The 17,749-nt window shown below is 49.7% G+C and carries 16 protein-coding genes, 1 tRNA gene and 1 rRNA gene; 3 read left to right on the top strand and 15 right to left on the bottom strand.

All coding sequences use genetic code 11. The annotated features are described in order from the left end of the window. Window positions 1-27 precede the first annotated feature (27 nt). Window positions 28-103 (top strand) — tRNA-Thr (locus D9736_RS21525). Window positions 104-142: 39 nt separating this feature from the next. After that, window positions 143-258 (top strand): 5S ribosomal RNA (gene rrf / locus D9736_RS21520). Window positions 259-485: 227 nt separating this feature from the next. Here the strand turns inward: rrf and D9736_RS21515 are convergent. From D9736_RS21515 to acrE, 7 genes are all read right to left on the bottom strand, one after another. Next, window positions 486-1,244 carry an amino acid ABC transporter ATP-binding protein gene (locus tag D9736_RS21515; protein ID WP_000078344.1) on the bottom strand — a complete coding sequence of 253 codons (759 nt, stop codon included), beginning with the start codon at window positions 1,242-1,244 and terminating at the stop codon, window positions 486-488. A gap of 7 nt (window positions 1,245-1,251) precedes the next feature. Beyond that, window positions 1,252-2,355, bottom strand: a complete 1,104-nt coding sequence (locus D9736_RS21510) for an amino acid ABC transporter permease (RefSeq protein WP_130259131.1) — start codon at window positions 2,353-2,355, stop codon at window positions 1,252-1,254. A 9-nt stretch (window positions 2,356-2,364) separates the two neighbouring features. Then, window positions 2,365-3,546 (bottom strand): amino acid ABC transporter permease, encoded by a 1,182-nt coding sequence (locus D9736_RS21505; RefSeq protein WP_130259130.1) that lies wholly within the window; start codon window positions 3,544-3,546, stop codon window positions 2,365-2,367. A 67-nt stretch (window positions 3,547-3,613) separates the two neighbouring features. Further along, complete coding sequence (locus D9736_RS21500) at window positions 3,614-4,639, bottom strand: amino acid ABC transporter substrate-binding protein (RefSeq protein ID WP_130236995.1); 1,026 nt, start codon at window positions 4,637-4,639, stop codon at window positions 3,614-3,616. Window positions 4,640-5,056: 417 nt separating this feature from the next. Further along, window positions 5,057-5,278, bottom strand: a complete 222-nt coding sequence (locus tag D9736_RS21495) for a membrane protein (protein ID WP_000825639.1) — start codon at window positions 5,276-5,278, stop codon at window positions 5,057-5,059. A 251-nt stretch (window positions 5,279-5,529) separates the two neighbouring features. Then, the gene (gene acrF, locus D9736_RS21490; RefSeq protein ID WP_130204496.1) at window positions 5,530-8,634 is read right to left on the bottom strand and encodes a multidrug efflux RND transporter permease subunit AcrF; all 3,105 of its coding nucleotides are present in this window, start codon (window positions 8,632-8,634) and stop codon (window positions 5,530-5,532) included. Between the two features lie 11 nt (window positions 8,635-8,645). Continuing rightward, a complete protein-coding gene (acrE, locus tag D9736_RS21485) occupies window positions 8,646-9,803 on the bottom strand; it encodes a multidrug efflux RND transporter periplasmic adaptor subunit AcrE (RefSeq protein WP_130259129.1) in 1,158 nt (385 codons plus the stop codon). Between the two features lie 395 nt (window positions 9,804-10,198). Between acrE and envR the strand changes: the two genes are divergently transcribed. Beyond that, window positions 10,199-10,861: an acrEF/envCD operon transcriptional regulator gene (envR, locus tag D9736_RS21480; protein ID WP_130204500.1), complete on the top strand. Its 663-nt coding sequence runs from the start codon at window positions 10,199-10,201 to the stop codon at window positions 10,859-10,861. A gap of 2 nt (window positions 10,862-10,863) precedes the next feature. Here the strand turns inward: envR and D9736_RS21475 are convergent, their stop codons facing one another. The 8 genes from D9736_RS21475 to accC form a co-directional block, all read right to left on the bottom strand. Further along, window positions 10,864-11,043, bottom strand: a complete 180-nt coding sequence (locus D9736_RS21475) for a DUF2556 family protein (protein ID WP_130259128.1) — start codon at window positions 11,041-11,043, stop codon at window positions 10,864-10,866. An 83-nt stretch (window positions 11,044-11,126) separates the two neighbouring features. After that, the gene (gene yhdJ, locus D9736_RS21470) at window positions 11,127-12,011 is read right to left on the bottom strand and encodes an adenine-specific DNA-methyltransferase (protein WP_130259127.1); all 885 of its coding nucleotides are present in this window, start codon (window positions 12,009-12,011) and stop codon (window positions 11,127-11,129) included. An 84-nt stretch (window positions 12,012-12,095) separates the two neighbouring features. Beyond that, entirely contained in the window at window positions 12,096-12,392 is a 297-nt protein-coding gene (fis, locus tag D9736_RS21465) for a DNA-binding transcriptional regulator Fis (protein WP_000462905.1), read from the bottom strand. Between the two features lie 25 nt (window positions 12,393-12,417). Further along, window positions 12,418-13,383: a tRNA dihydrouridine synthase DusB gene (gene dusB / locus D9736_RS21460; RefSeq protein ID WP_001219652.1), complete on the bottom strand. Its 966-nt coding sequence runs from the start codon at window positions 13,381-13,383 to the stop codon at window positions 12,418-12,420. A gap of 328 nt (window positions 13,384-13,711) precedes the next feature. Next, window positions 13,712-14,593, bottom strand: coding sequence for a 50S ribosomal protein L11 methyltransferase (gene prmA, locus D9736_RS21455; RefSeq protein WP_130259126.1), 882 nt, complete (start codon window positions 14,591-14,593; stop codon window positions 13,712-13,714). An 11-nt stretch (window positions 14,594-14,604) separates the two neighbouring features. Continuing rightward, entirely contained in the window at window positions 14,605-16,056 is a 1,452-nt protein-coding gene (panF, locus tag D9736_RS21450) for a sodium/pantothenate symporter (protein ID WP_130259125.1), read from the bottom strand. Next, on the bottom strand, window positions 16,046-16,288 hold the full coding sequence (locus tag D9736_RS21445; RefSeq protein WP_000381170.1) for a YhdT family protein: 243 nt from the start codon (window positions 16,286-16,288) through the stop codon (window positions 16,046-16,048). Before D9736_RS21445 ends, panF begins: the two co-directional genes overlap by 11 nt. Window positions 16,289-16,396: 108 nt before the next feature. After that, the gene (gene accC / locus D9736_RS21440) at window positions 16,397-17,746 is read right to left on the bottom strand and encodes an acetyl-CoA carboxylase biotin carboxylase subunit (RefSeq protein WP_130259124.1); all 1,350 of its coding nucleotides are present in this window, start codon (window positions 17,744-17,746) and stop codon (window positions 16,397-16,399) included. Window positions 17,747-17,749: the final 3 nt, after the last annotated feature.

Raw genomic sequence — 17,749 nt, 5'->3', positions numbered from 1 at the left:
GGAACTGCCAGGCATCAAATTTAGCGTGCTGATATGGCTCAGTTGGTAGAGCGCACCCTTGGTAAGGGTGAGGTCCCCAGTTCGACTCTGGGTATCAGCACCACTTTTTAGGTTAAAGTTCGGCAGATTAGAAAAGAATTTGTCTGGCGGCAGTAGCGCGGTGGTCCCACCTGACCCCATGCCGAACTCAGAAGTGAAACGCCGTAGCGCCGATGGTAGTGTGGGGTCTCCCCATGCGAGAGTAGGGAACTGCCAGGCATCAAATAAAACAAAAGGCTCAGTCGGAAGACTGGGCCTTTTGTTTTATCTGTTGTTTGTCGGTGAACGCTCTCCTGACCAGGACAAATCCGCCGGGAGCGGATTTGAACGTTGCGAAGCAACGGCCCGGAGGGGGGCGGCAGGACGCCCGCCATAAACTGCGACATCAAATCAAGCGAAAGGCCATCCGAAAGGATGGCCTTTTTGTTTTTCGAACTAACATTCAATTAATGGATAACCTGCGATAAAAATGCCCTCGTACGCTCCGATTTAGGATGCGCAAAAAATTCATCCGGTGCAGCTTGCTCCACGATTTCTCCGCGATCCATAAAAATCACTCGATCAGCGACAGTTCGCGCAAATCCCATTTCATGTGTTACACACAACATTGTCATACCCGACTGCGCCAGCCCAATCATCGTATCCAGCACTTCTTTCACCATCTCCGGATCGAGCGCTGACGTAGGTTCATCAAACAGCATGATCTTTGGTTTCATACAAAGTGAACGTGCTATGGCAACGCGTTGCTGCTGACCACCAGAAATCTGTCCGGGAAACTTCTGGGCATGTTCGGCAATTCTCACCCGCTCAAGGTAATGCATCGCCAGAGCTTCAGCCTCTTTCTTTGGCATCTTGCGTACCCAAATCGGTGCCAGGGTACAGTTCTGTAGAACGGTCAGATGAGGGAAGAGATTGAAATGCTGAAAGACCATTCCCACTTCCTGCCTGACGCGCTCAATATTGCGGATATCTTCATTAAGTTCGATGCCATCTACCACGATCCGTCCCTGTTGATGTTCTTCCAGATGATTAATACAACGAATGGTTGTCGATTTACCGGAACCTGAAGGGCCACACAGAACGATCCGTTCGCCCGGTTGCACGGTTAAATTTATATTTTTCAAAACATGGAATTGTCCATACCATTTATTGACGTTTTCCAGCGTAATCATCGCGTTAGCAGGTTGCAGTAAAATTTGGCTCATAGTGTCCTCAATGCGGTGTACGCCCGGTGTTAAAACGTTTTTCCAGATGTTGGCTATAGCGCGACATGCTGAAACAGAAGATCCAGTAGATCAGTGCGGCGAAAACATACCCTTCTGTGGACATACCCAGCCAGGCGGGGTCAACGGTTGCCTGCTGAACGCTACTGAAAAGATCGAACAACCCGATGATGATCACCAGACTTGTGTCTTTGAATAGCGCGATGATGGTATTTACCAGCCCTGGAATCACCAGCTTCAGTGCCTGGGGCAGAATAACCAGCCCTTGAGTTTTCCAGTAACCCAACGCCAGCGACTCTGCCGCTTCGTATTGCCCTTTGGGCAGCGCCTGTAATCCGCCTCGCACGACTTCCGCAACGTATGCTGACTGAAACAGGATCACGCCGACCAACGCACGAATCAGTTTGTCGATGCTGGTGCCTTCCGCCATAAAGAGCGGCAGCATGACCGAAGACATAAACAGTACGGTAATCAGCGGTACGCCGCGCCAGAACTCGATAAAAACGACCGATAAGATACGCACAATCGGCATATGGGAGCGGCGACCTAACGCCAGTAAGATCCCCCACGGTAGCGCCCCCGCAATCCCAACTGATGCAATAATTAAAGTTAGCGTCAGCCCGCCCCATTGCCGGGTTTCAACCCGCTCAAGACCAAAAAAACCGCCATACATCAGCCACCAGACAATCAGTGGGTAGATAATCGCCCATACCGCAATATAGCGACCGCGATGCGGGAGTATTTTCCAGAACATTGGTGCGATAGACACAAGGCCAATCAGTAATGCCAGGTTAATTCGCCAGCGTTGGTCGTGTGGGTAAAGCCCATACATAAACTGACCAAATCGTTCGTGGATGAAGACCCAACAGGCACCGGCTTTTGTGCAGTCGGCACGCGTTGAGCCAACCCAGTTAGCCTGCAAAAATGCCCAGTTCAGCAATGGTGGGATCAGTTCCCACATCAACCATATGCAGCCAATAGTCAGCAGGCTATTGCTCCAGCTGGAGAACAGATTTTTTCGCACCCACACCATAGCGCGGCTTGAGTTATGGCTCGCCGGGCGCGGGGGATGAGACAGCAATACTTTTGTCATCATGACTCCTTAGCGTTCAACGATCGCGATACGGCGGTTATAGATATTCATCAGCAGCGAGATAGTCAGGCTGATAATCAGATAGACCGACATCGTCATGGCTATCGTCTCGATGGCTTGCCCCGTTTGGTTCAGCACGGTGCCAGCAAACAGCGAAACCATATCGGGATAGCCAATAGCGGCGGCAAGAGAGGAGTTCTTGACGATGTTGAGATACTGGCTGGTTAACGGTGGAATAATCACCCGCAATGCCTGGGGAATAATGACCTGGCGTAGCGTAACCGGGTTGGGTAATCCCAGTGATCGAGCCGCTTCATGTTGACCATAAGGCACTGCCTGGATCCCGGCGCGGATAATCTCGGCGATAAATGCAGAGGTATAAACCGAAAGTGCTAGCGTTAAGGCTGCCAGTTCAGGAATTAAAACCATCCCGCCGCGGAAATTAAAGCCTCGAAGGGCTGGGACATCCCAGTGTAGTGCTGCGCCAAAAAGCCATTGCGCCAGTAAAGATAAACCAATGATCAACACAACGGCGCAAGGCCAGGTACGGCGCAGTTGTCCGGTCTTTATCTGGTGCGTTTTATTAAAACGGAATAGTCCAACAGAAATGGCTATAGCAATAACAACAGTCAGGATAAACGCAATAAATCCATCTCCCAGCTGCGGCGACGGAATATAGAGCCCACGATTGCTCAAAAAGGCGAGATCAAACGCGCTCACTGCCTGGCGTGGTCCGGGCAAATTGCGCAACACGGCAAAGTACCAGAAGAAGATTTGCAGCAGCGGGGGAATATTACGGAAGATCTCAATATAAATTGTGGAAAGCTTTCGTAGCAGCCAGTTGTCCGAAAGTCTCGCCAGACCGATAAAGAAGCCCAGGACAGATGCGAATACGATACACAATGCTGAAACCAGTAGCGTATTGAGTAAGCCGACAATAAAAACGCGTCCGTAGGTATCGCCCTGCTGGTAATCGATCAAATGCTGGACGATCCCGAAGCCTGCGCCGCGATCCAGAAAGGCAAATCCTGATGTAATGCCGCGATTGTTTAGATTCGTCACGGTGTTGTGAAATAACCAACCAACAATGCCGACGACGGCAACAACGGCGAGGATCTGGAATAACCAGGCGCGAACCGTAGGGTTGGTAAAGGAGAGTGAGCCTTTAACGGTTGAGCGGCGATGGGGCATATAAACCTCGGAAACCATAACGCTGAAGAGAGCGCCGCCGTAGCGACGCCCGTTACCTCACACCGACTTAACGCACGGGCGGCGCGTACTGAATACCGCCGTTATTCCAGAGATTATTTTGCCCACGTTTAATTTTCAGCGGGCTTTCTGAACCCACATTACGCTCAAAAATTTCCGAGTAGTTACCCACCTGTTTGATGATGTTGTAAGCCCATTTATTATCCAGCTTCAGATCCTTGCCGTAATCGCCCTCTTTACCCAGCAGATGCGCCATATCAGGCGTAGCTGGATTAGCCGCTTTTTCATCAACGTTTTGCGAGTTAACGCCCATCTCTTCAGCATTCAGCATGGCGAAAAGCGTCCAGCGCACAATAGAGAACCATTCATCATCGCCACGACGGACGACCGGACCAAGCGGTTCTTTAGAGATAACTTCTGGCAGGACAATCCATTCGGCAGGATTACTTAATTTGATCCGCAGGGCATACAGTTGCGACTGATCCGAGGCCAGCGTATCGCAGCGGCCAGATTCCAGAGCCTTCGCTGATTCGTCTGAGCGATCGAAGGTTACTGGCGTGTACTTCATATTGTTTGCCTTGAAGTAATCGGCGACGTTGAGTTCGGTATCAGTCCCCGCCTGAATACAGACTGTTGCGCCATCCAGTTCTTTCGCGCTTTTTAATCCCGCTTTATCGTGCGTCAGGAAGCCAATGCCGTCGTAATAAGTGACGCCAGTAAATGCCATTCCCATTCCTGCGTCGCGGGATGAAGTCCAGGTCGTATTACGGGAAAGCAAATCCACTTCCCCTGACTGTAAAGCGGTGAAGCGTTCTTTTGCTGTGAGTGGGGTATATTTCACTTTCGTGTCGTCACCAAATACAGCAGCGGCAACACCACGACAAACATCTACATCAATACCTGAAAACTTACCGTCTGCATCGGCATAAGAGAACCCAGGTAATCCGTCACTGATCCCGCATTGCACAAACCCTTTATTCTTTACGGCATCAAGTGTCGCGCCAGCATGCGCCTGATTTGCAACGGCAAGCAGCACGCTGGCGGCAGCCAGTGTGGCTATCATCATCTTTTTCATAATGCTTCCTGTGAGGCGAAAATTATCGTTATAGGACGTTTGGGAAACGTCTTTTACCTGTCTGTGGCCATCCTTTTATAAGCAAAAGTAGTGCCAGCTTTTGCGCACGATTCCACGTCGCAATAAGCTGAGTGTAGACAGGAAATAATAAAAACATCGCCTCGCAATGGTGCGAAAATGAAACATACGCCACATTTTAGCGCAAAATATTTATTCGCATTTTACTAAGCAGGATAATGATTGTTAGCGTGAGCATGTGTTTTAAATGAGGGTAAAAACTAATGGATGTGTTATTTCGATAGTTCGAAATAAAATGCTAAATTAAAAGGGAATAAGCTAGCAGAATATAGTTGTATTTTATCTTACGGTGAGATTCTGTACCGTTAAACAGAGCGCGGAACTCCGCGCCCTGTTCAGTTATTTCGACAGAGCGATGATCCCCATCGTCAGGCCAGCAACAGCCGCTGCCCCGCCAGCAATAGCCCCAGCCGTTTCCCAGTTATCCTGAGTCGTACCTTTCATACAGGTATTCGTGTGAACCAGACGGCCCTGATCGTCATAAACCGGAACGCAGGGTGAATCGTGAGCGCAGCCCGCCAGCAATGCGGTGAGCAATGCGACAGGAATTAATCTTTTCATGGTGTTACCTCAGTAATAACGCTACCGCTTAATAAGCTAACTTTCTTATTAACGTGCTGAATTCCATTTTATCACCGGGAGTTATAATTCTTGTGAGATGAATAATGACAAATTATGTGAATTGTAAAAATAATGAAGGGAGAAAGAATGAATGCACTCAATTTAAAAGCTAATGAATCATTAACTCATTAATTTTTATAGTTTTAACCGCAAATTAAAAAGGCGTCCGAAGACGCCTTTGTGTCTTAAATTTACCCTTTAAAGCAACGGCGGATCACCACAAAGAACACGGGGACAAAGAAGATTGCCAGCAATGTTGCGGAAATCATGCCACCCATGACTCCAATCCCTACCGCGTTCTGCGCGCCGCTTCCCGCACCATTACTGATAGCCAGCGGCAATACGCCGAGAATAAAGGCGAGTGATGTCATCAGAATAGGACGAAGACGCATACGTACGGCCATCAGCGTTGCTTCAATGACACCTTTCCCCTCTTTTTCCATCAGGTCTTTGGCGAACTCAACAATCAAAATAGCGTTTTTAGCCGATAAGCCAATTGTCGTTAACAAGCCCACCATAAAATAAACGTCATTTTTCTGATTAAAGAGTGTCGCCGCCAGCAGCACGCCGACAATCCCTAACGGCACGACCAACATAACCGAGACAGGAATTGACCAGCTTTCATAGAGCGCCGCAAGGCACAGGAAAACGACCACGAATGAAATGGCTACCAGAGCAGGGGCCTGGTTGCCTGACAAGCGTTCCTGATACGACATCCCCGTCCAGTCATAACCGATTCCGTTAGGTAGTTGTGAGGCGAGGCTTTCCATTAGAGACATCGCATCGCCGGAACTGGTGCCTGGCGCAGCCTCCCCCTGAATCTCCATAGAAGGTAGACCGTTGTAGCGTTCCAGACGCGGAGAACCATATACCCAATGTGAAGTGGTAAAGGTGGAGAATGGCACCATTTCGCCGTTAGCGCTGCGGACATAAAGTTTATCGACATCTTCTGGCAGCATACGGAATTTGGCATCCGCCTGAACATATACTTTTTTCACGCGGCCACGGTCGATGAAGTCGTTGACATACGTCCCGCCTAACGCTGTAGAAATGGTCTGATTAATGTCAGAAAGCGAAACGCCTAATGCCTGTGCTTTTTCCTGGTCAACTTCAAGTTTGAACTGCGCAGTATCTTCCAGGCCATTGGGGCGCACACTGACTAAGCTTTCAGGATGTTGCGCCGCCATGCCAAGCAACTGGTTGCGGGCATGGGTTAAGGCATCGTGACCAAGACCCGCCTGATCGATTAACTCAAAGTCGAAACCTGTTGCCGTACCCAGTTCAACAATGGCTGGCATATTGAATGGAATGACAAAACCGTCGCGGATTTTACTCAGTTCCATTTTGGCACGTTGGATTACCGCTTCCGCGCTATTTTCTTCGCCACTGCGCTCTTCCCACGGTTTAAGGCTGACAAAGGCCATCCCGGCGTTTTGCGCCTGACCGCTGAAGCTAAATCCATTGACTGTAAAGACACTTTCAACGTTCGCCTTCTCGTTCTTCAGATAGTAATCCGTCACTTCATCCAGTACTTTTTGTGTCCGCTCTTGCGTCGCGCCAGCGGGCAGTTGGATCATGGTCAGGAAGACACCCTGATCTTCTTCCGGCAAGAAAGAAGAAGGGAGGCGTAAAAACAGCACTACCATTCCGGCGACAATCAGCGCATAGATCAGTAAATATCGCCCTGTGGAACCGAGGATTTTGCCAACGCTATTGGTGTAGTGATTAACGCTATGATCGAAAGTGGTGTTAAACCAGCCGAAGAAACCACCCTTATTTTCGTGATGCTCGGCAGAGACTGGTTTCAGCAATGTTGCACATAACGCGGGGGTGAGAATCAGCGCAACCAGTACTGAAAGCGCCATTGCTGAAACAATAGTGATAGAGAACTGTCGATAAATTGCCCCTGTTGAGCCACCGAAGAATGCCATCGGAATAAATACCGCCGACAGTACCATCGCGATACCTACCAGCGCACCCTGGATTTGCGACATCGATTTTTCCGTCGCTTCTCTGGGGGGGAGTTTATCCTCCATCATTACGCGCTCGACGTTCTCCACAACGACTATCGCATCATCAACTAGAAGCCCGATGGCAAGTACCATCCCGAACATCGTTAGCGTGTTGATGGAGTAACCAAAAGCGGCGAGTATGGCAAATGTCCCTAACAACACGACAGGTACAGCAATGGTGGGTATCAATGTCGCCCGCATGTTCTGCAAGAACAGATACATCACCAGGAATACCAGGATAATGGCTTCGAACAGCGTTTTCACCACTTCCTGGATAGAAAGCTGGACGAAAGGCGTGGTGTCATAAGGGTAAAGAACCTTCATTCCCTGTGGGAAGAACGGCTGTAATTCTGCCAGTTTGGCCTTGATAGCTTTTGCGGTATCAAGTGCGTTAGCTCCCGTTGCCAGTTTAATGCCGAGGCCAGCCGCGGGTTTGCCGTTGATACGGGCGATAACGTTATAGTTTTCACCACCGAGTTCAATCCGTGCGACATCTTTCAGCCGCACTACCGAACCGTCGCTGTTCACGCGCAGGGTGACTTTGCCGAACTCTTCCGGATCTTTTAACCGTGTCTGGGCAATAATCGACGCGTTTAACTGCTGTCCTGGTAATGCCGGCGTGCCGCCTAACTGACCGGCCGCAATCTGGTCGTTCTGTACTTTCAACTGGTTAATGACATCAACCGATGTGAGTTTATATTTGTTCAGCAGATCGGCATCGAGCCAGATACGCATAGCGTACTGAGCACCGAACAGTTGCACGTCGCCAACGCCGTTCAGACGGCTAATGGTATCTTTTACGTTAGAGGCGATGTAGTCGGAAATATCGTCTTGCGTGGTACTTGGGTTATCAGAAACAAAACCAGCCACCATCAAAAAGCTGCTACTTGATTTCTCGACACTTATCCCCTGTTGCTGGACTTCCTGCGGCAGCAACGGTGTGGCGAGTTGAAGTTTGTTTTGTACCTGCACTTGCGCGATGTCTGGATCGGTCCCGGACTGGAAGGTGAGAGTAATTGTCACGCTACCGGCTGAATCGCTGGTGGAGGACATATACATCAGATTATCGATGCCGTTCATATTCTGTTCGATAACCTGTGTCACCGTATCCTGCACGGTTTGCGCATCAGCGCCCGGATAGTTTGCCGACACAGAAACAGCAGGCGGGGCAATGGTTGGATACTGGGCTACGGGCAATTGTAGGATCGCCAGTACGCCCGCCATCATCAGAATAATGGCCAGCACCCATGCAAATATTGGTCGTCGAATAAAAAAGTTTGCCATATCAGATTGCCTTACTTCGACGCAGTATCTGCGGGGGTATCGGTAGTGGCTTTAACCTGCTCTCCCTGGCGTGCTTTTTGCAGGCCGCTGACAATGACCTGATCACCCGCTTTTAGTCCTTCGCTAATCAGCCATTTATCGCCAATGGCCTGGCTGGCGACAACAGGACGCGCCTCAACCTGGCTTTTATCATTAACAATCAGCACGGTAGCGTCACCACGCGGCGTGCGGCTAACTCCCTGTTGCGGGATAAGAATGGCGTCAGGTTGTACACCTTCATCAATCCGTGCGCGCACAAACATACCAGGCAGAAGCGTGTGTTGCGGGTTAGGGAAAACCGCGCGCAGGGTAATGGAGCCGGTGCTTTCATCAACGGTTACATCAGAGAATTGCAGTGTGCCTTTCAGGGGATAGGTTTGACCGTTTTCCATGACCAGCTCTACGTTGCTGGTGGCGTTTTCCTTATGCAAATTCCCTTGCTCTACGGATTGCTTCAGTCTCATGAAGTCGTTGCTGGATTGGGTCACATCGACATAGATAGGATCGAGTTGCTGGACAGTCGCCAGTTCGGTCGTTTGCCCGTTAGTGACGAGAGCACCTTCGGTCACCGAAGATTTACCGATACGCCCGCTAATTGGCGCAGTCACTTTGGTATAAGCGAGATTGATGCGGGCGCTTTCGACCGTGGCTTTTGCGGCTATGACGGTAGCATCGGCCTGACGAGCATCAGCAATCGCCTGATCGTACTCCTGCTGGCTGATGTATTTCGTACCCACAAGCGGAACATAACGTTTTACCGTCAAATGCGCGATGGACGCGGCAGCTTCGCTTTTCGCCAGTTCGCCTTTCGCGCTGTCATAACTTGCCTGATAAGTGGCCGGATCGATCTGGTACAGGGATTGGCCAGCTTGCACATCGCTGCCTTCAGTGAAATTACGATTCAGCACTATCCCGCTAACCTGCGGGCGAACCTCGGCAATACGGAAAGCATTAGTACGGCCTGGTAATTCAGTTTTAACTTCTAACGGGGCAGTATTCACAACATGAACGGTAACCTGCGGTTCACCGACGTGAGCTTTCTCTTCTCCCTTATCGTTACAACCCGCAATTAACGCTGCGGAGATCATGATAAAGGAGGGCAGGAGGAAAAACCTGGCATGTTTCGTCATTACTATTCCTCAAAAAACCAAAAGCGCGTTATTAGCCAGAAAAAGGCAACGCGTTAACTCGCAGAAATAAAAATACAGTTCGCTATCCTACAAATTATCGTCCTGCGATGTAAGGAATAGTTATGAATAGTCGCTATTCAAGGCACGTAAACACAAAAAGAGATTAATATTCTAATGTTCTCATTTGATGTGAGTTGAAAAGAATGGAAGCATTTTAACGCAAAGTGAAATATACATTTATTAAGTAAATATATTATCGGTAAACAATAGATTTGACTTATTTGACGATTGGTAGCAGATGGGATTTAGCTTCTCGTATAAATAAACATTAGGTGATACATTACTTCTCGCTGTTTCCCTTATGTTGAATATATTTATTCCTTGAATGATTAATCATGGCAAAAAGAACCAAAGCTGAAGCCCTGAAGACCAGGCAAGAACTGATTGAAACCGCTATCGCCCAGTTTGCGCAGTATGGCGTAAGCAAGACGACGCTCAATGACATCGCTGACGCCGCCAACGTCACGCGTGGCGCAATCTACTGGCATTTCGAAAACAAGGCTCAACTGTTTAATGAGATGTGGCTGCAACAGCCTTCATTGCGTGAGTTAATCCAGGAACGTTTAACGGAAGGGTTAGAACATGATCCTTTCCTGCAATTGCGTGAAAAACTGATTGTTGGCTTGCAATATATTGCCGAAATTCCCCGCCAGCAGGCGTTACTGCAAATCTTATATCACAAGTGTGAATTTAGTGATGAAATGCTGGCCGAGGCAGTAATACGTGAAAAGATGGGCTTTAATCCACAGATTCTGCGTGAAGTATTACAAGCATGTCAGCAACAGGGGGATATAGCTAAAAGCCTCGACTTAGACGTCGTAATGATTATTATTGATGGTGCCTTCAGCGGTATTGTTCAAAACTGGTTAATGAATATAGCGGGTTACGATCTTTATAAACAAGCACCCGCATTAGTCGATAATGTATTAAGAATGTTTATGCCAGATGAAAACATAACGAAATTAATTCATAAAACAAATGAATTAGGTATCGTATAAAGTTACATTCTATTGTGAAAATCCGGTTCGTCACAGTTAACCAGTTTTAGCGGATTAACCGAGTTCATATTGCGACATTTGTCTGTTTCTGTTGCCAGTAGTTCAATCCACTGCATCAGTAAGGTATCAAACAGAAAAACGGAGACAGCGAAAACGACGAGCCACCAATACTTGCGAATCATTACCTGAGCCTGTGCATGTTTAACCAAGTCTGGCAGGAAATATACACGAAATGAATAATCTGAAAACCAGGCTTACACTTCCTTTACTTTGCAATGAGATCGGGGTCAACTTCGCTGATCCGGCTTCGTTTTGACAGGTTGCCGGTCTTTCTTTTTTTCACTTTCGCCAGCTCTTCTATGGAGTAATGTGACGCGACATCCAGTCGGCGTAGCCCCATCTTGATGTACTCGCTGTTAATCTCAATACCAATGAATTTTCGCCCGGTCGCGATGGCGACGGCACCGGTGGTGAAGCTACCAGCAAACGGATCGAGAACGACATCGCCAGGGTTAGAAGAGGCGAGAATAATGCGCTTCAGTAAAGCTTCAGGCTTTTGCGTCGGATGGTTTTCATATTCATCCATCAAATAACGTACGCGTGGAAAATCCCAGACGTTACCTGGCACTTTTTGATGATTGTAAGGTTGTGGGGGATTTTTGCGATAGTCGATTAATGCACGCTGTGCTCCGGTTTTGGCTTCGACCAGAATAGCATCGCTGTTAAATGTGTAGTGCTTTGCGTCTTTCACCATCATCAGGATGGGTTCATACATGGAGCCGTAATATTTTTTGGCCTGAACGCCGGAGCTGTCATACGACCAGACGATGCGACTTTTGATGGTAAAAAGCTGGCGGCACTGGAGGTCAATAAAGGGCATGTTTTCCGTGCTGTTCATGATGTACATGCTGCCCTGTTTTTTCAGAACGCGGTGGCACTCTGTAATCACTTCAAATAGCCAGTTAATAAACAGATCTTCTTTCCACGCTTCGAGCAGGCCATCGAAATTTTTACCGATGTTATAAGGCGGGTCAGCAAAGATTAGATCAACACTTTCTGCGGGTATCTTTTTAAGTTCAGCTAATGCATCACCGTGGATAATGGTCTTTGCATTGTCGCCAAACCTGGTGGGTTCACATCCTGTTCTCATGGTCACTCCCTTTGCGACACCTATAAAAAAGGCGCTTCCCCATGCCGAGTAGCGCCTTTTAATCAAGCAATTAGCTAACCTGAATTAGTTCATGCCGTACTTTTTCAATTTTTTACGCAGCGTACCACGGTTGATGCCCATCATCAGCGCAGCACGGGTCTGGTTACCACGGGTGTATTGCATCACCATGTCCAACAGGGGCTGTTCTACTTCAGCCAGTACCAGCTCATAGAGGTCATTCACATCCTGACCGTTCAGTTGAGCAAAATAGTTCTTCAGTGCCTGTTTAACCGAGTCACGCAGGGGTTTTTGGGTTACCTGATCCTGAGAGTTAACGGTAGAAACGGTCAGTACGTCAGAATTTACGCGTTGTTCGAACATAGTTCTGTCAGCTCTTTATTTCTGTTTACGCAAAATTTTCGAAGTATGCCTCCAACGCCTCCAGCTGTTCGCTGGCATCCTCAATGGCGTTGAATGTGCGCCGAAACTGGTCATTTGGAGCGTGTTCCTGGAGATACCAGGAAACGTGTTTACGTGCAATTCGGTACCCTTTTGCCGGACCATAAAAGTCATGCAGTTCCCGAACGTGCGCGCAAAGCAAGCGCTTAACCTCTGCCAAAGGCAGCGGGGGCAGCAACTCCCCAGTGTCCAGATAATGCTGGATTTCCCGAAAGATCCAGGGTCTTCCCTGAGCTGCGCGGCCTATCATCAGAGCATCCGCCCCTGTATAGTCGAGCACAGCTCTGGCTTTAAGCGGGTCAGTAATGTCGCCATTCGCGATAACCGGAATGGAAACTTTCTGCTTAACTGCCCGAATACTGTCGTATTCAGCTTCTCCATTGAACAAACAGGCGCGTGTACGGCCATGAATGGTCAGAGCCTGAATGCCACAGTCTTCAGCCAGTTGGGCAATCTCTTCGCAGTTACGGTGTTCCGGCGCCCAGCCGGTGCGAATCTTCAGGGTAACAGGAACGTCCACTGCATTGACGACCTCGGTAAGGATCGATTTAACGACATCCGGGTACTGCAAGAGGGCTGAACCTGCAAGCTTGCGATTCACTTTTTTAGCCGGGCAACCCATATTGATATCAATAATCTGGGCACCGCTTTCCACGTTAATACGTGCTGCATCTGCCATTTCTTTCGGATCGCTACCGGCAATTTGCACGGTGCGAATACCGGGTTCATCAATGTGCACCATCCGTAAACGAGATTTGTCGCTTTCCCAAACCTGAGGGTTAGAAGACATCATCTCGGATACTGTCAATCCGGCTCCCATCTCGTAGCACAACGTCCGAAAAGGTCTGTCTGTAATGCCAGCCATGGGCGCTGCGATCAGGCGATTTCTGAGCTGATATTGTCCGATGCGCATGAGTTAAGAAATGACCATACTGTGACTGCAAGGCGGCGTATATTACGCATTTTTTGCACGAGATGAAAGGCCAAACTTTGACCAATCCTCTGAGATGGATCAAAGAATTGCATTTAAAATGAACTCGTCGGAATAATTAATCATAAAAATCATCACATTAGAAATAAGTGATTAAAATTCGCACTCAAAGAAATTTGAGTAAGTTCTCAATTTTTCTTTATGAATGAAAATTTTGGCACGCAAATTTGCCTAAATAATCAGCAAAATTACGTGCCTTTTGTGACGTTGCTCGCACTTCTCTCTACATCACTATGCCGCATTCTGGCGGTTAATTCTTACGACCAGTAATGCGACACCACTCTTCTTTTTCCACGACCGGGTCCAGAACGAAGCTGTCGGCATAAGCTTCACAAACGCTCTCCGCCTGGCTTGCCAGAATACCGGAAAGGCCCAGCAAACCGCCTGAAACCGGCAGGACGCTGATTAACGGTGCCAGTTCACGTAACGGGCCTGCGAGGATGTTAGCGACCACCACGTCGGCTTTCATCGCTTCAGGCTGATCTTTGGGTAAGTAGAGTTCCAGACGCTCAGAAACGCCATTACGTTCGGCGTTGTCGCGGCTGGCCTGAATGGCCTGCGGATCGATATCAATACCAATGGCTTTTGCTGCACCCAGTTTCAGTGCCGCGATTGCCAGAATGCCGGAGCCACAGCCAAAGTCGATGACTGTTTTACCAGTTAAATCGAGGCTGTCGAGCCATTGCAGGCACAGAGAGGTAGTTGGATGGGTACCCGTACCAAACGCCAGCCCTGGGTCTAACATCACGTTGACGGCGTTTTCGTCCGGCACATCACGCCAGCTTGGGCAGATCCACAGTCGTTCACCAAAGCGCATCGGGTGGAAATTGTCCATCCATTCGCGCTCCCAGTCTTTATCTTCCAGTTGTTCGATTTTATGCGCGAAGCCTGCGCCGAGCAGCGGATGGTTTTCCAGAATCGCCACCACGTCGTTCATATCGGTTTCAGCGTCGAACAGACCAATCACATCGGTGTCGCCCCACAGGCGCGTTTCGCCCGGCAGCGGCTCAAATACTGGCGTATCGTGGGTATCCTGAAAAGTGATAGAAACGGCACCCGCTTCCATCAGCGCATCGCTAAGATCTTCCGCGTTCGCGCCGGTGGTGTTCAGTTTCAGTTGGATCCAAGGCATGGCAAAACTCTTTATTTATCAGTAGTCAAAACGGTAGCTTGCGGGACGGATGTACCGAAACGGTTTCCGACCAGGAAAGCCAGCAAACTTAGTAGTAACGAGGGCACGATAGGGTGGAAGCCCAGGTATTGAATATTCAGCGTTGCGAGTACGGCATACAGCACGCCGCCAACGAGCATCGCACTTAGCGCGCCTTTGGCGTTGGCGCGTTCCCAGTAAAGACCCAGCACCAGCGGCCACAGGAAAACGGCTTCCAGCCCACCGAAGGCCAGCAAATTCAGCCAGATGATCATTTCTGGCGGCTTCCAGGCGGCAAGCAGCAGCAACGCGCCGAGAACTAACGTAATTACCGCCGACATCCGCTTCAGACGCGTCTCGTTTTGCATTTGATCCGGACGGATATTCAGATAGAGATCTTTAATGATCGTAGCGGAACTTTGCAGCAGTTGGGCGTTAATTGTCGACATGATCGCAGCCATAGGTGCAGCCAGAAAGATCCCGGCAGCAAACGGTGGCAGCACTTTTACCATTAACGTCGGGATCACCAGATCCGGTACGGTGAGATCGGGGATTACCGCCCGACCTAACGCTCCGGCCAGGTGCATACCAAACATCAGGATTGCGACTACAATCGTACCGATGATGATCCCCCGGTGTACTGCTTTGCTGTCTTTATAAGAGATACAGCGCACCGCAGTATGCGGCAGGCCAATAACGGCAAAGCACACCAGTACCCAGAACGACGTCATAAAGGCAGGCGACAGAATATCGTCAGCGCCTTGTGGCGTAACCAGTTGCGGATCGATGGTTTGCAAGGTCTGTACTGCGTTGCTTAAGCCGCCAGCGGCATGTACTACGCCAATAAGCAGCACAACGGTGCCAATCAGCATCACCAGCCCTTGCATGGTGTCGTTCAGCACGCTGGCGCGAAAGCCACCAAAGGCGGTATATAACGCAATGCTGATACCAAAAATCAGCAGCCCGGTTTCATAAGGAATACCCGCCGCGGTTTCCAGCAGGCGTGCACCGCCAATAAATTGCACGGTCATCGCACCAACGAACGCAACCAGCAAACTCAAACTCGCCAACCACACCAGAAGACGACTCTGGTAGCGGGCAAACAGCATATCGTTCAGCGTCACCGCATTGTAGCGGCGCGCAAGAATCGCGAACTTCTTGCCGAGTATACCGAGCGAAAGCCAGACTGCAGGAAGCTGAATCATCGCCAGCAATACCCAACCCAGGCCGTATTTATAAGCAGCGCCTGGCCCGCCGATAAACGAACTGGCACTGATATAGGTCGCGGTGAGCGTCATCGCCAGCACAATACCGCCCATAGAGCGGCTGCCGAGGAAATACTCATTAAGGAAGGTGCCGGTGCTCCGTTTACGCATCGCATAAACAGAGATACCGAACACCACCACCAGATAGGCGACCAGCGGTAGAATCACTTCAAGCTGCATCGTCATCCTCCAACGGGATATCGCGATAGATAAATTTCACCATCGCCCAGCACAGTCCAATAAACAGCAGCGGCGTCAGGATGCAGGCCATCTCAAACCAGCGCGGAAAGCCGGTAAAACCGGGGGCAACGCCAGGTAAGTAAGCGGCTACTAACCATACCGCCAGATACAAAAGGGTCAGCCCCAGCGCCCAGCGCGCCTCTTTATGGGCCTGAACAAAACGAGTGTCCATTTTTTGTCCCTGATGGGTGAAGAAAGCGGGGATTGTACCTTATGGGGGTTGTCGATCCCCAGTAATAAAAAAGGCCGGAAAATCCGGCCTTTTGACGCTTTTGCAGTCTTATTTTTCCTGAAGACCGAGTTTTTTCTCCAGATAGTGGATGTTAGTGCCACCATGCTGGAAGTTCTCGTCGTTCATGATGCGGATCTGCAGATCAACGTTGGTTTTGATACCGTCGATGATCAGCTCCTGCAGCGCATTCTTCATGCGAGCAATCGCCACGTCACGGTTTTCACCGTAGCAAATCAGCTTACCGATCATTGAGTCATAGTACGGCGGCACGGTGTAGCCCGCGTAGATATGAGACTCCCAACGCACGCCAAAACCGCCTGGCGCGTGGAAACGGGTGATTTTGCCCGGGCTTGGCAGGAAGATGTTCGGATCTTCGGCGTTGATACGGCACTCTACCGCATGGCCGCGAACGTGAACTTCTTCTTGCTTGATCGACAGCGGTTGACCGGCAGCGATACGTAGCTGTTCTTTGATCAGGTCAACGCCAGTGATCATTTCGGTAACCGGGTGTTCTACCTGAATACGGGTGTTCATTTCGATGAAATAGAACTCGCCGTTTTCGAACAAGAACTCAAACGTACCTGCACCGCGATAGCCGATATCAACACACGCTTTAGCGCAACGTTCGCCGATGTAGCGACGCAGTTCCGGGGTAATGCCCGGTGCTGGCGCTTCTTCGACCACTTTCTGGTGGCGGCGCTGCATGGAGCAGTCACGTTCCGCCAGATAGATAGCGTTGCCCTGGCCGTCTGCCAGTACCTGGATCTCGACGTGGCGAGGATTTTCCAGGTATTTCTCCATGTAAACCATGTCGTTGCTGAAAGCGGCTTTCGCTTCCGCACGGGTCATGGAGATGGATTGTGCCAGTTCAGCGTCGCCGCGCACTACGCGCATACCACGACCGCCGCCGCCGCCGGAGGCTTTGATAATCACCGGATAACCAATGCGTTTTGCAATGGCGCGGTTTTTATCCATATCGTCGCCCAGCGGGCCATCAGAACCCGGTACGCAAGGAACGCCTGCTTTTTTCATCGCGGCGATTGCGGATACTTTGTCGCCCATCAGGCGAATGGTTTCTGCTTTCGGGCCGATGAAGATAAAGCCGGAGCGTTCAACCTGCTCGGCAAAATTGGCGTTCTCGGAGAGGAAGCCGTAACCCGGATGGATTGCTACTGCGCCGGTGATTTCAGCGGCGCTGATGATTGCCGGGATGTTCAGATAACTTTTTACTGACGGAGCAGGGCCGATACAGACCGTTTCATCTGCCAGTAATACGTGTTTTAGATCGCGATCCGCGCTTGAGTGCACAGCGACAGTCTTGATGCCCAGTTCTTTACAGGCACGAAGAATACGCAATGCAATCTCGCCGCGGTTGGCAATAACAATTTTATCCAGCATGTT

Source organism: Escherichia sp. E10V10, from assembly GCF_004211985.1.
Classification (GTDB): Bacteria; Pseudomonadota; Gammaproteobacteria; order Enterobacterales; family Enterobacteriaceae; genus Escherichia.
Note: the sequence above shows the minus strand (reverse complement) of the source record. Positions and strands in the feature narration are given on the sequence as shown.